At 54.3% G+C, this 14,524-nt stretch carries 10 protein-coding genes and 1 tRNA gene; 9 read left to right on the plus strand and 2 right to left on the minus strand.

Annotated elements, in window-relative coordinates:
• Positions 1-238: 238 nt before the first annotated feature.
• The 5 genes from KJS28_RS08680 (at position 239) to KJS28_RS08700 (ending at position 5,304) form a co-directional block, all read left to right on the plus strand.
• A complete protein-coding gene (locus tag KJS28_RS08680; protein WP_267873536.1) occupies positions 239-631 on the plus strand; it encodes a GNAT family N-acetyltransferase in 393 nt (130 codons plus the stop codon).
• 33 nt (positions 632-664) lie between these two features.
• On the plus strand, positions 665-1,579 hold the full coding sequence (era, locus tag KJS28_RS08685; protein WP_213540589.1) for a GTPase Era: 915 nt from the start codon (positions 665-667) through the stop codon (positions 1,577-1,579).
• 163 nt (positions 1,580-1,742) lie between these two features.
• On the plus strand, positions 1,743-2,513 hold the full coding sequence (gene recO, locus KJS28_RS08690; protein ID WP_213540590.1) for a DNA repair protein RecO: 771 nt from the start codon (positions 1,743-1,745) through the stop codon (positions 2,511-2,513).
• Complete coding sequence (locus tag KJS28_RS08695) at positions 2,506-4,887, plus strand: endonuclease MutS2 (protein ID WP_213540591.1); 2,382 nt, start codon at positions 2,506-2,508, stop codon at positions 4,885-4,887. Before recO ends, KJS28_RS08695 begins: the two co-directional genes overlap by 8 nt.
• Before the next feature lie 153 nt (positions 4,888-5,040).
• Complete coding sequence (locus KJS28_RS08700; protein WP_213540592.1) at positions 5,041-5,304, plus strand: HPr family phosphocarrier protein; 264 nt, start codon at positions 5,041-5,043, stop codon at positions 5,302-5,304.
• Positions 5,305-5,525: 221 nt separating this feature from the next.
• Here KJS28_RS08700 and KJS28_RS08705 read toward each other — a convergent pair whose 3' ends face one another.
• Positions 5,526-5,666: a hypothetical protein gene (locus KJS28_RS08705; protein ID WP_213540593.1), complete on the minus strand. Its 141-nt coding sequence runs from the start codon at positions 5,664-5,666 to the stop codon at positions 5,526-5,528.
• A 62-nt stretch (positions 5,667-5,728) separates the two neighbouring features.
• Complete coding sequence (locus tag KJS28_RS08710) at positions 5,729-6,370, minus strand: redox-sensing transcriptional repressor Rex (protein WP_021858566.1); 642 nt, start codon at positions 6,368-6,370, stop codon at positions 5,729-5,731.
• A 555-nt stretch (positions 6,371-6,925) separates the two neighbouring features.
• On the opposite strand from KJS28_RS08710, the gene KJS28_RS08715 reads away from it, so the two are divergent.
• From KJS28_RS08715 to KJS28_RS08730, 4 genes are all read left to right on the plus strand, one after another.
• A tRNA-Arg gene (locus KJS28_RS08715) sits at positions 6,926-7,002 on the plus strand.
• Positions 7,003-7,229: 227 nt separating this feature from the next.
• Positions 7,230-10,115, plus strand: a complete 2,886-nt coding sequence (locus KJS28_RS08720) for an ATP-dependent helicase (protein ID WP_213540594.1) — start codon at positions 7,230-7,232, stop codon at positions 10,113-10,115.
• Positions 10,116-10,136: 21 nt separating this feature from the next.
• Complete coding sequence (locus KJS28_RS08725; RefSeq protein ID WP_213540595.1) at positions 10,137-11,876, plus strand: site-specific DNA-methyltransferase; 1,740 nt, start codon at positions 10,137-10,139, stop codon at positions 11,874-11,876.
• Positions 11,877-14,507 (plus strand): TnsA endonuclease N-terminal domain-containing protein, encoded by a 2,631-nt coding sequence (locus tag KJS28_RS08730; protein ID WP_213540596.1) that lies wholly within the window; start codon positions 11,877-11,879, stop codon positions 14,505-14,507.
• Positions 14,508-14,524: the final 17 nt, after the last annotated feature.

Below are 14,524 nucleotides of genomic sequence, written 5' to 3' on the forward strand. Positions count from 1 at the left end.
TGCGGCGTGCGGTATGACACCATGCAGCTGCTGGATGAATGAAGCGAGAAGGTAATTTCTCCCTGTCCCTATTCAAAATTGCTCACAGAAAGCTGAGGATCACCGGAAATTGCGGAAGGAGCTGCATTATGGCCGAGGATAAGCTGTTTGTCGAGGCAACCGAAGAGGACGTACCGTCTATCATCGGCCTGCGGCAAAGGATCTGGAGCACCACATACCGAGGCATCTACCCGATTCCATGATAGATGAATTTGACTGGGACCGGCACAGGGAAATGGAACTGCTGAGGGTCCATCACCCGGCATATTCGGTGTACCTTATCCGAAAGGGTCGGCAAAATATCGGTTATCTGACGATAAATAAAGCCGACGTGATCACCCTGCAATCCCTTTATATTGTCTCTGAATACCAGCGACAGGGAATCGGTCGGCAAGCCTTCGATTTCATGAGTGCATATTGCCGGGAGCACCATGCCACCGCCTTCATCTGCCACTGTGTTCCGGAAAATTTCAATGCCCGAAGCTTCTATGAGCGCATGGGCGGCGAGGTGATCGGGGAGGACCTGACAAACGAGGAACGCTGGCAGAACTCTGTCACTTACCAGTTTACACTACCATCAAAAGTAACATAACAAAATTGCTCACAGAAAGCTGAGGATCACCTTATGAACGAGAAAAACAACATCACCAAAACCGCTATGCTCACCGTGTGCGGACGGCCCAACGTGGGCAAGTCCAGTCTCACCAACGCCCTGGTGGGTGAGAAGATCGCCATCGTCTCCAACAAGCCCCAGACCACCAGAAACCGCATCTACGGCGTGGTGAACCGGGGCGACACCCAGTTCATCCTGCTGGATACGCCGGGCCTGCACAAGGCCCGCTCCCGGCTGGGGGACTACATGGTGAAGGTGGTGCGGGAGAGTCTGGCCAGTGTGGAGGCCGCCCTGCTGCTGGTGGAGCCCATCCCCCACGTGGGAGAGCCGGAGAAGATCCTTCTCCAGCGCATCCGGGAGGAGAAGCTGCCCTGCGTACTGTGCATCAACAAGATCGACACCGTGGAGCGCAAGGACGATCTGCTGGCGGTCATCGCCGCATACAGCGAGGTCTACCCGGATTTCGACGCCATCATTCCCATCTCCGCCCGCACCGGCGACGGTCTGGAGGAGCTGCTGGCCCAGATGCAGCGGTACGCCGTGGAGGGGCCGCAGCTGTTCCCCGACGGCATGACCACCGACCAGCCGGATCAGCAGGTCTGCGCCGAGATCATCCGGGAGAAAATGCTGCTGTGTCTGGATAAGGAGATCCCCCACGGCACGGCGGTGGAGGTGACCCGCTTCACCGAGCGGGAGGACTCCGGCATCATCGACCTGGACGTGACCATCTACTGCGAAAAGGCCAGCCACAAGGGCATCATCATCGGCAAGCACGGGGATATGCTCAAGCGCATCAGCACGCTGGCCCGGCAGGATATCGAAAAGTTCATGGGTACCAAGGTCTATCTGGAAACATGGGTGAAGGTCAAGGAAAACTGGCGGGACAATGTGAATTTCATTCGTTCACAGGGCTACAACGAACAGTAATTCCCGTTAGAAACATGAGCCGACCCTAAAACTTACCACTCATGTTTCGCCCCGGCGGCGGCAAGCTAATGCCGGGGGTGGAGATCATGTGCGATTACTGGAATCTTTTTCTGGAGACCGGAGCGCCGGAGCTGTATCTGCTGCACCGGTGGGAGGAGGAATCATGCCAAACCAACCCATCGTCACCGCCGGACTGGTGCTGCGGGAGACCGTGACCAGGGAGACGGACAAAATTCTGACGGTGCTGACCCCGGATCGGGGGAAGATCTCCCTCATTGCACGGGGCGCCCGGCGGAAAAACAGCCGTCTGGCGGCGGCGTGTCAGTTGCTGGCCTATTCGGAGCTGACCATCTACGAAAAGGGTCAGTGGTTCATGCTGGACGAGGCGGAGACGCTGGAGCTGTTCACCGGCCTGCGGACGGACTTCGTGGCTCTGAGCCTTGCCTCCTATCTGGCCGATCTGACGGACGCCACGGCACAGGGGGAGGACACGTCGCAGCTGCTGCGGCTGCTGCTGAACGCCCTGTACGCCCTCAGCGCCCTGCATAAGCCGCCCCAGCTGGTAAAGCCCGCCTTCGAGCTGCGGCTCATGGCGCTGTCGGGCTTTGAGCCTCTGGCTGACGGCTGCGCCGTGTGCGGGCGGCCGGAGCCGGAGAAGCCGGTGCTGGACGCCGTCCACGGGGTGGTGTGCTGCGCCGCCTGCCGGGAAAAGGGCGGGCTGGCCATGCCCCTATCCCCCGCCGCTCTGGCGGCCCTGCGCCACGTGCTGTACTGCCCGGATAAGAAGCTTTACAGCTTCACGCTGGATACCCCTGCCCTGCGCCAGCTGGGGCAGGCGGCGGAGGTCTATGTCGCCGCCCAGCTGGAGCGCAGCTTCCGGACGCTGGACTACTATAAATCCATTTTGCCGCAAGAGGAACCTACATATGACTGATTTGTTTGAAAAATCCATCCGCACGCTGGAGCTTCCGGCGGTGCTGGAAAAGCTGGCGGCCAAGGCGGTCAGCGACGCCGCCAAGGAGCGGTGCCTGCGCCTGACTCCCGCCACGGACACGCAGGAGGTGCTGCACCTGCTGGACGAGACCGACGCCGCCAAGGAGCGGCTGGGCCTCCACGGCAGCCCCTCCTTCTCCGGGGTCAAGGATGTATCCGCCGCCCTGACCCGCGCCGACCACGGCGGTATGCTGAACACCCGTGAACTGCTGGATGTGGCAGGCGTACTGACCGCCAGCCGCCGGGTCAGCGAATACGACGCCCAGCGGCAGGGAGAGGCTACGGTGCTGGACCGGCTGTTCTCCTCTCTGCACACCAACCGCTATCTGGAGGATAAGATACGCTCCGCCATTCTGGACGAGGAGACCATTGCCGACACCGCCAGCAGCGAGCTGGCGGATATCCGCCGGAAAATGCGGCTGGCGGCCACCAAGGGCCGGCAGATCCTGCAGCGCATCATCTCCTCCCCCTCCTATGCCAAGGTCCTGCAGGAGGCCCTCATCACCCAGCGGGACGGCCGCTTCGTGGTGCCGGTGAAGGCCGAGTGCAAGGGCAGTCTGCCGGGTCTGGTCCACGACATCTCCTCCTCCGGTGCCACGCTGTTCGTGGAGCCTATGGGCGTAGTGCAGGCCAACAACGAGCTCAAGGAGCTGGAGGCCCGTGAGCAGAAGGAGATCGACCGCATCCTGCGCCAGCTCTCCGCCGAGTGCGCCGGCCAGATGGAGAACATCCTCTGGGACTACGATATTCTGGTGCAGCTGGATGTGATCTTTGCACGGGCGCAGCTGAGCTATCAGCTCAACGCCAGCCGCCCGGAGGTGCGCCGCCGGGGCGGCATCACCCTGCGCCGGGCCCGGCATCCTCTGCTGGATCAGGCCAAGGCGGTGCCGATCACCGTGGAGCTGGGTGAGCAGTTCGACACCCTGGTCATCACCGGCCCCAACACCGGCGGCAAGACCGTGACCCTGAAAACCATCGGCCTGCTGAGCCTGATGGCTCAGTGCGGCCTGCACATCCCCGCCGACGGCGGCAGCGCCGTGCGGGTGTTCCGTCGGGTGCTGGCGGACGTAGGAGATGAGCAGAGCATCGAGCAGAGCCTGTCCACTTTCTCGGCCCATATGTCCAACATTGTCCAGATCCTGAAGGAAGTGGACGACCACAGTCTGCTGCTGTTCGACGAGTTGGGCGCCGGCACAGACCCGGTGGAGGGTGCGGCTCTGGCCATCGCCATCATTCAGGAGGCCCGGAATCAGGGGGCTCTCATCGCCGCCACCACCCACTATGCCGAGCTGAAAACCTTCGCCATGACCACGGCGGGGGTGGAGAACGCCAGCTGCGAGTTCGACGTACAGACCCTGCGGCCCACCTACCGGCTCCTCATCGGCATCCCCGGAAAGTCCAACGCCTTCGCCATCTCCCGGCGGCTGGGGCTGGATGAGTCCGTCATTCAGGCGGCACAGGCCCAGATGGACAGCGACTCCGTTCGCTTCGAGGATGTGCTGACCCAGCTGGAGGAGAAGCGCCAGCGGCTGGAGAAGGCCCAGAACGAGGCCGACCGACTGTGGCGGCAGCGGGAGGAGGACGCCCGGAAGGCCCGGACCTTCCGGGAGCAGATGGAAAAGGGCAAGGAAAGCGCACGGGCCAAGGGAGAGGCTGAGGCCAAGCGCATCGTCCGGCAGGCCCAGCAGCAGGCGGAGGAGATCTTCGCCCAGCTGGATCAGCTGCGGAAGGAGCAGCAGAAGCAGGCCAACGTGCAGGCCCTCAACGACGCCAAGGCCGCCGTGCGCCACCATCTGAAAACGGCGGAGGAGCAGCTGCACCTGCGGGACGAGGAGCAGGAGCCTGCCTATACGCCGCCCCGTCCCATCGCCGTGGACGATCAGGTGGAGCTGCCCGGCGTGAAGATGGCCGCCACGGTGCTGGCCGTCAACGGCGACGGCACCCTGCTGCTGCAGGCGGGCCGCATGAAGATGACCGTCAAGGCCCAGCAGGTGCGCCTGCTGGAGGGCGCTCCCAAGAAGTCCAAGCCCGCACCCAGTCCCTCCGCCGCCACCCTGAACACCGTGTCCCGTGCCTCCTCGGAGCTGGATATCCGGGGCTATGAGACGCTGGAGGCCGAGAGCGTGGTGGAAAACTATCTGGACAGTGCCGTCATGGCCAAGCTGGGCACCGTCACCATCATCCACGGAAAGGGTACCGGCGCTCTGCGAAAGGCCGTCCACGAGATCCTCAAGCGTAACAAGGCCGTCAAAAGCTTCCGGCTTGGCCGCTACGGCGAGGGTGAGGCCGGCGTCACCGTGGTGGAGCTGAAATAAGCCGCTTTCGTGTAGAACGACGAATTTTTTCTTTGATTCTCTGCAATCGCCACAAATTTTTGTGGGATTGAATATTGCTTTCTCCCCGTTATCCGTTATAATAGTATGTGTAGCAGTCGGCTTGAAGACTGCGAATAAAGGAGTGCTGGTTTGATGTATACGCAGGAAATTACCGTTCAGAATGAGGTGGGGCTGCACGCACGTCCCGCTACGTATTTCATTCAGAAGGCCAACGAGTTCAAGAGCGGCATTTGGGTAGAGAAGGAAGAGCGCCGGGTCAACGCCAAGAGTCTGCTGGGCGTGCTGTCCCTGGGTATTGTGAAGGGAACCAACATCACCCTCATCGCTGACGGCTCTGATGAAAAGGAAGCCGTGGATGCTCTGGTATCTCTGATCCAGAACAACTTCGGTGAGTAACGACCGAACATGAAATGACGCCGGTGTCTGCTGTCAGCAAGCACCGGCGTTGTTCTGCTTTTATCCTCTCGGCGGGCAAGCGCAAGCACGCCTGACAGCGTGTCCTTCCGGCACTTTTTTCCTTGCTCATCGATGGTACGATCTCTGCACAAAAGGACGCCCCCGGCGTGGCCGGAGGCGTCCCTTTCATGTGTTCCGCTGCCCCCTATGGGGCCGCCCGGTCAGCAGCCGCAACCGCAGCCGTTGTTATTCTGGGTGTTGCCGCAGCCGCAGCCGTTGCCGCCCCAGAACAGGCACAGGATGATGATGGCGATGATGATCCAGCAGCCGCAGCCGCCGAAGCAGGAGTTCTGATTGCACATAAGAACGTGACCTCCTATGAAAATTGGACCCGCAGGTCTCATTCCATAGTATGATCTGCCCCTTAATAGAGTTCCTCCGGCCGGGAGATACGGTAGCTGAGGGTCAGGAGGGTATCCACAAAGTGGATGTCCTCGAAGAATACCCCCTTGGTCTGGGTGGAGAGCTCCACATTGGTAAAGTTCCAGAAGCCCTTCACTCCCAGGGCAATGAGCCGGTCCGCCAGCGGCTGGGCCACGCTCTGAGGCACGGTCAGCACCGCCACGTTGGGGTGGTACTCCTCCACATAGTGTTCCAGCTCCTCCATGGGCCGGATGGTCACGTCGTGGATCTTGGTACCGATCAGCGCCGGGGACACGTCGAAGGCGGTATCCACCTGAAAGCCCACCTTCTGAAAGTCGAAGTTCTGCAGCAGCGCATGGCCCAGATGGCCCGCTCCCACCACAATGAGCCGGTAGCCGGAGTCGATGCCCAGAATGTGGCCGATCTCCGAGCGCAGCTCCGCCACGTTATAGCCGTAGCCTTGCTGGCCGAATTCACCGAAGCAGCTGAGATCCTGCCGGATCTGAGAGGCGGTGATGTCCATTTTCTGCCCCAGCGAATTGGAGGAAATGCGTACCACGCCCTTGTTATGCAGCTCGTCCAGATAGCGGTAATAGCGGGGCAGACGATGGATCACCGCATCCGAGACCTTTTGTTTTTTCATATGCGTCCTTCTTCTTTGCCGGCGGCAGGAGCCGGGCTGCAGCCTGCTTTCCCCTACCGCTTGTTTTCGTCTTTCTGAATTGTACTCCAAATATCGCAAGTTGTCAACTTTTTTAACAATCTTTTTTGACTTTTGTGCAGTTTTCTTCTTTACATTCCCGAAAAAGATGGTATAATAAATTAGTCGCAAGGGGGGAAAGTCTCCCTCTGCTCCATATGCGCCCGTAGCTCAGCTGGATAGAGTGACAGACTCCGACGTTTCAGGCGTTTCCAGTTGAGATATGGCGCAAAGCATTGCCACACCTGCGTTTGCGGGAACGGCAGAGAAAAAATAGTTAGTTGTTGACTACTATTTGACTACTATCGCAGAAACCCACAACCAAATATGTGCCCGTAGCTCAGTTGGATAGAGCGTCAGACTCCGACATTTCAGGCATCTCCAGTTGAGATATGGCGCAAAGCCTTGCCGCACCTGCGTTCGCGGGAACGGCAGAGGAAAAATGCGTGGTCGTTGACTACTATTTGACGACTATCGCAGAAACCCACAACCAAATATGCGCCCGTAGCTCAGTTGGATAGAGTGACAGACTCCGACTCTGTAGGCCGCTGGTTCGAATCCAGTCGGGCGTACCAAATCCCTAAAAGCTGTATAGCTTTTGGGGATTTTTATTAGCAACAGATGGAGGCGGTACCTGACTTGCGCGTTTAAGTGATTGAATAGCGGTATTATGCGCTTTGCCTGTTCATCAAGAGAAACGAATAATGGTTGCTGATAGATTAAAATAATGGTATACTTTAACAATTATGTAGTATAGCTAAGCGCTTACGAATCATTCAATGAAGAATTGTGGTGATCAGCTATGTTTGATTTTGGAAACGCAAATGACGGGCAGCGAAAAGCAATAGCGGCTGCAGACGGTCCTGTCCTCATAACGGCAGGTCCCGGAACCGGCAAAACATATACGCTCGTGCAGCGTGCAATCTACCTCATAGAGGAATGCAATGTAAGGCCGGAGAGCATCTTCATTGCCACATTTACGGAAAAGGCTGCGAAGGAACTGGTAACACGTATTACAAACGAGCTTGCAAATCGAAACATCACGGCAAACATCAACGAAATGTATATCGGTACGTTCCACTCGCTCTGCCTTCGTATGCTGAAAGAGCATTTGGAATATACACGGCTTCGCCGAAACTACCGCTTGATGGATTCGTTTGACCAGCAGTATATGGTATTTCAGAATATCCATCGTTTCAGAAGTATTCCGGAGATTGAAATCGTCCTTCCGAACGGTGGCGCATGGAAGCAAGCCGAAACGATCTGTAACTTTGTAAACAACCTTTCCGAAGAATTGGTTTCGCCGGAGGAGCTGATGTCTGACCATGACCCATCGATTGCATCACTCGGTCGGATGCTTCAGGAATATCGCACAATTCTTACGGAAGCGAATCTGATGGATTTCTCCTCCATCCAGATAGAGGCATATCGGCTTCTCTGCGATAACGAGGGCATTCTGAATGAGCTTCGCTCTGCGATCACGCATATCATGGTCGATGAATACCAGGACACGAACTATATTCAGGAGCAACTCGTGTTTCTCCTCGCCGGGGAAAGAAAGAATATCTGCGTGGTCGGAGACGATGACCAGGGCCTGTACCGTTTCCGCGGTGCAACCATCCGAAACATCCTGGAATTTCCGCAGAAGTTTGCCAATGGCGAATGCCGTATTATCCCGCTGGTCATCAACTATCGTTCCAACAGCGACATCGTTGATTTTTATAACCGATGGATGGATACCACGGATGGTGCAAAGTTCAAGTTTCGCTGGGAAAATTTCAGATATGAAAAACGCATTGAACCTCATGAAAAATCCGCACTTCACAGCCCTGCGGTCGTGAAATTAGCCGGTGTGAATGACGAGGATGAATGGCATGAGAAGATCCTGCAGTTTATCAACAACCTGAAAACATCCGGCAAGCTGATGGACTATAATCAGATAGCGTTTCTCTTCAACTCAGTCAAACATCCGAGGGTGACTGCTCTTGCTCGTTTTCTTGAGGAGAACCATATCAATGTTTACTCACCGCGTTCGGATATGTTTTTCCAGCGTGACGAAATACGACTGGCGCTCGGCTGCCTTATGCTGATGTTCCCGTTTTATGTGCAGGGGTTGGAAAACGGGGAGTATACCTTTTTACAGCCTGAGCACCTGACTTATTATCGGAACTGTATCATGCTGGCGAATGAGTATCTGATGCAGCCGGAGCACACCGACCTGCTGAAATGGATACGCCGCCGAGGAAAAGACCATGTAAGCCTGACCGACGCAACGGACTACGCCTACTGTGGGCTCATGTATCAGATGTTTGAGTTTCAGCCTTTTGCCGGTATTCTGGATACAGATATGGATGTCGGCGTTGTCGATATCCGACCAGCTCGAAATCTGGCAAAGCTGACGCAGATCATCGGAAAATTTGAATACCTCCACCGGGTGGATGTCTTATCGGCCGACAAGTATCGCGGGAAACGCGGCATTGATGCCAATACGGAACTGCTCTTTAATCTGTATCTCCGCCTGCTCTATGACGGCGGTATCACGGAGTATGAGGATGATTCCGAGTATGCGCCGAGCGGCTGCGTCTCATTCCTTACGATCCACCAGTCCAAAGGGATGGAGTTCCCGATTGTTTTTGTGGATTCTCTGACAAATGTGCCGAGAAAAACCACAAACGACCTTATGATGACGATAGAGGATCGCTACTTCAAGCGCCCGGCATTTGAACCGTATGAGGTCACAAAATTCTTTGATTTCTGGCGTCTGTACTACACGGCTTTCTCCCGTGCGCAGGATCTGTTGATACTGACCTGCAATGAGGACAAGCGGACACCCAGCGCTTACTTCAAAGAGGTTTATGACGAGCTTCAGTCCGTGGACAGCGAAGCATTTGATATCCGGGAGTTCAACTTCAAGTCCGTGAAGGCCGTGAACGTCAAGAGCACCTACTCGTTCACATCGCACATCACAGTGTATGAGACCTGCGCCCTGCAGTACAAGTTCTACCGCGAACTGGAGTTCATGCCCGTCCGTGCCAACGCTATGCTCTTCGGTACGCTTGTCCATGAGACGATAGAGGATGTTCACCGTGCTGCACTCAGGCACGAGGAGCAGACGATCACCGAGGAAAACGTGAACCGTTGGTTTGCCTCCAACTATGTGTCATTGACGAAAACCGAGCACACCTACCTCGCCGGTCCTCAGCGCGAGGCGGCATTGAAGCAAGTGCTCCGCTATGTAGAGCGGCAGCACGGCGACTGGTCTGCCATCCAGCAAGCAGAGGTGGATGTTTCTCTGGTGAAGCCGGATTATATCATTGAAGGCAAGGTCGACCTGATCCGGGGTGAGGGCGACACGGTCGAGATTGTGGATTTCAAAGCCGAACGGAAACCGGATATGGAGAAAATGCGGGATCGGCTTGAGCGGTACCGTCGGCAGCTTCATATCTATGCCCATCTCGTGGAGGAGCGTACCGGGCGGAAGGTCAGTAAGATGCACCTCTACTATACCGGAGAGGACGGCGGCGTCCCGACGATCACATATCCGTATACAAAGTCTGCCGTGGAAGGAACGCTGGCGTCATTCGATGATACGGTACATAAGATCATGAAGAAGGATTTCCGGCACTGTGCCGATGACCCGAAGGTCTGCGCTGGCTGTGACTTCCGTTTCTATTGCAGAAACAAATAACCGATGGAGGGTTTGATAACAATGGATGAGCAGCTTACTTTTGAATTTGAACAGAGACCGACGATAAAGGGGTTCCCTGAACTTCGCTGGACGGGCAAGCGCCCCTACCGCTCCACGCAGTATTATCCTGCACAGCTGCGGGAGTCCTACGGTGAGGAGCAGAACGGCTGGATCAACAAGATTTTCTGGGGAGATAATCTCCAGGTTATGAGCCATCTGCTGAAGGAGTATCGTGGAAAAATCGACCTCATCTATATTGATCCTCCGTTCGACAGCAAGGCGGATTATAAGCGGAAAATCGAGGTGAAAAATGTTGGTAAAACTACATCTGATAGCTCCTCGTTTGAAGAAAAGCAGTATGGGGATATATGGACAAATGACGAATATCTCCAGTTTATGTACGAAAGATTTACGATTATGCGCGATTTGCTATCTGAAACGGGATGCATATATGTTCATTGCGATTGGCACAAGGTTCATCATCTTAGATTAATTATGGATGAAGTATTTGGACAAGATAATTTTCGAAACGAGATTATTTGGTGGTACTTGTGGGGAGGTCGTGGAAAGGCCCAATGGAATAGCAAACATGATAACCTTTTATTTTATTCCAAATCGGGAAAATGGACATTCAATTATATGGATGTTTTAGATGATCACACTCTAATGACCGAGGGATCAAAGAACAGGCTTAACTATGCCGGTGCTATGGTTACCACTAAAAGTGAGTCATCAGAAATACCGGAAGATAAAGTACTTCCATCAGATACATGGTATATTGCAACCATCAACGCAATGGCAAAAGAAAAGGCTAATTATCCCACTCAAAAGCCAGAGAAATTACTTGAGAAGATTATTATGGCATCCTCAAATCCCGGCGACCTTGTTTTTGACTGTTTCATGGGCAGCGGCACAACGCAGGCAGTTGCCATGAAGCTGGGCAGACGTTTTATCGGCGCAGACATCAACCTCGGTGCAGTCCAGACCACTACTAAACGTCTGCTCTCAGTGGGAAAAGAGCTGGAAGACAACCAGACCAGCATGGGATCGGCTGCTGACACGAAATACACCGGTTTCGAGGTCTACAACGTCAACAACTACGACTTCTTCCGCAACCCCGTGGAAGCCCGTGACCTGCTGATTGCAGCGCTGGAGATCCAGCCGTTCCCGCAGAGCGATGTCTGGGACGGTGAACTTGACGGCAGGATGGTGAAGATCATGCCGGTCAACCGTATCGCTACCAAGGCAGACTTGAAGGAACTCCTCGCCAATCTGCCCTACAAGACCTACGAGAAGCGCAAGGAAGAAAATCCGAATCAGCCCGTGGAGCGCATCACCATCGTCTGCATGGGACACGAGCCTGACCTGAAGGGGGCAATGGAGCAGGAACTGACCGATTATAAGGTAGACATCCAGATCATGGACATCCTCCGCGATAAGGCAGACCTTCAGCTGAAGCGCGACTCCGAGGCGGAGATCGTCCGGGAAGGCGGCAAGCTGGTCATCCGTGCGTTCTATCCGATGAACCTGATGCAGAAGCTCTCCCTCCAGAAAGAGTACGTGGAGGACTGGCGTCAGATGGTCGATTCCGTTATGATCGACTGGAACTACGACGGCGTGGTGATGCAGCCTGCCGTGACCGATGTCCCCGGCAAGAGTGAACTGGTAAAGGGTATCTACGACATTCCGGAAGGTTCCGGCACCATCAAAGTCAAAATCACCGACCTACTCTCCGAGTCGCTGGAATTGGAGGTGCGTTAAATGCCCGCAGGATTTGATCCGAATTTTTCCTTCAACGAGCAGCTGTGGTATTACTACTCTACGAACCGAGGAAAAATTCGCTCCCGTTATAATGACCTCACGAGAAAATTCCTCGCCTACAACGACGGCGAGGAGAATCCCCACGCCTTCCTGCGGAAGCCGCAGTTTGAGGCGTTGGAGATGTATGTTTTTGTGAAGGAATTCATGAATAACAAGCAGGTCTATGAGATGTTTGACGACTGGCGTCACAGACGGGATCACTTCTCCGATGCGTCCTATTATTCCATTGGTAAGGGCGGTCAGATTCGACTCTTTGACGCCCCGACTGAAAAGCAGACCGACACGCTCTTCAAGCAGATGAAGAAGTACCGTGAGAGCTATCCAAACTATATCTACGCACTTACGATGGGACTTGGAAAAACCATCCTCATGGCCACCTGCATCTTCTATGAATTCCTGCTTGCGAAAAAGTATCCGAGGGACAAGCGTTTCTGCCACAATGCGCTGGTCTTCGCACCGGATAAGACCGTCCTCCAGTCGCTCCGTGAGATCATGACCTTTGACAAAACGAAGGTCGTGCCGCCGGAGTATGCCCGTGTGCTCGATTCCAACATCAAATTTCACTTTCTTGACGAGGCCGGAACGATTCTGCACACTATCGACGATTCGGATTTCAATATTATCATCTCCAATACGCAGAAGATCATCGTGAAGAAAAAGCGCAAGGAATCCACGCCTACGGAGACACTCTTTGCCGGAACCGGATCGCTGCTTTCTGCCGTATACGGTGCAGACAACGATGATGACGATGCGTGGGATGACACCACGCTGATGGACAACCAGCGTTTCAAGAAGCTCTGCCGCCTGCCGCAGCTCGGCGTCTATGTCGATGAGGCGCATCACCTTTTCGGTGCAGATTTGGAAAAGCAGATTAGGTCGAGCGGAGCCAATAAGACCAGCCTGCGCGACACCATCAATCTGCTTGCGGAAAACACATCTATTGTGGCCTGCTATAACTACACCGGTACACCGTATGTCAAGAACCAGCTTCTACCGGAAGTCGTCTACGCATACGGTCTGCGTGAATCTATCTGGAACGGCTTCCTGAAAGACGCTGATCCCATCGGTTTTGAAAATGTCAAGAATGAGGAGTTTCTGACCGCAGTAGTGAGAACCTTCTGGGAACGGTATGGCGGAAAGACCTACGAAGGACTGAATCCGAAACTCGCTATCTATGCTTCCGGCGTAGAAGAGGCGGCAACGGAAGTCAAGCCGGTTCTGGAGAAAATCCTGGCTGACCTCGGCATTCCTGCCTCAAGGATTCTGCTGAATGTCGGCGATGCGAAGTACACGAAAAACGATGACATCAGAGATTTCAACAATCTCGATGTTCCCAGCTCGGAAGGAAATGAAAAGCAGTTCATTATTCTTGTTGAAAAAGGCAAGGAAGGTTGGAACTGCCGTTCTCTCTTTGGCGTGGCTCTTTTCCGTAGTCCAAAGTCGAAAATATTTGTTCTCCAGGCTACGATGCGCTGTCTCCGTGCAATCACAGACGAGCGCTTGACTGCCGCTGTATTTCTCTCCAAGGAAAACTACGACACTCTGGATGATGAGCTCCACAAGAACTTTAATATGGAGATCAAAGACATCAAGAATCCATCCAAGGATGACCGACACAAATACCAGGTACGGGTGCTTCCTCCTCCGAGAACAATCACGCTCAAGCGGGTATGGCACGAGTATACGCTCCACGAAAAGGAATACTCCGAGCCGGTAGATTTCAAGCTGGCAGATGCGGACTTCTCCAAGTATGCCAGCATCATGTACGAGAGAGACAGCCTCGCCCTTGACACCTCTGTTAAAGAGAAGAATATCGACCATTTCAAGGAGAATATGCGTTATAGCGAATTTTCTCTCGCCGGAGAAGTGGCCCGTTATCTTAATATTTCCTGCATCCTCGCCGCCAGAATTCTTCGAGAATCCGTTGACGGGATCGATACGGTTCTCGAGGCGGTCAACCGCTATAACGCTGTTTTGGATGACTATATTATCCCTGCCGTATTTCATGCGCTGTTTGATGTCACTTCGGAATTGAAAACTGAGGACAAAGAACTGGTGCTGCTGCACGAGCCGAAGGATGCCGGATACTATGAGTTCTCCGCAAAGGATGACCTCGTGCTTACAAATCGTTATCCCGGTTTTAAACCTGAAGAAATCGCAAAGAGCTTCCACGCCGACACCTATTGTTTTGACTCAAAGCCGGAGAAGGAATGCTTCATGCAGTATATTACAAGCGGCAAAGTTGCGGAGGTGTACTTCACAGGTATGTTCACCTCCAATCAGGGCGATCTCTCTGTCCATTACTATGACCCGGAATCCGGCAGAATCCGCCAGTATTATCCTGACTTCCTTGCGAAGATGACAGACGGCTCCTATCAGCTTATCGAGGTCAAGGGTGACAACAAGATTGATGATACTGTGGTTAAGGCAAAGCAGACAGCTGCTGAAGAGATGGCTGTGGCAAGTGGTATAAAGTATCTCATGTATGCTGGAAGTCAAATCATGAGTTCTCACATTTTGGACGATTCGGAATCCGTTTATCCCCGTACTATAAGTTGCCAGCAATCATGAAGTGCCACGCAAAGATG

Origin of the sequence: Vescimonas coprocola (assembly GCF_018408575.1) — a bacterium.
In the GTDB taxonomy this organism is placed as follows: Bacteria; Bacillota; Clostridia; order Oscillospirales; family Oscillospiraceae; genus Vescimonas; species Vescimonas coprocola.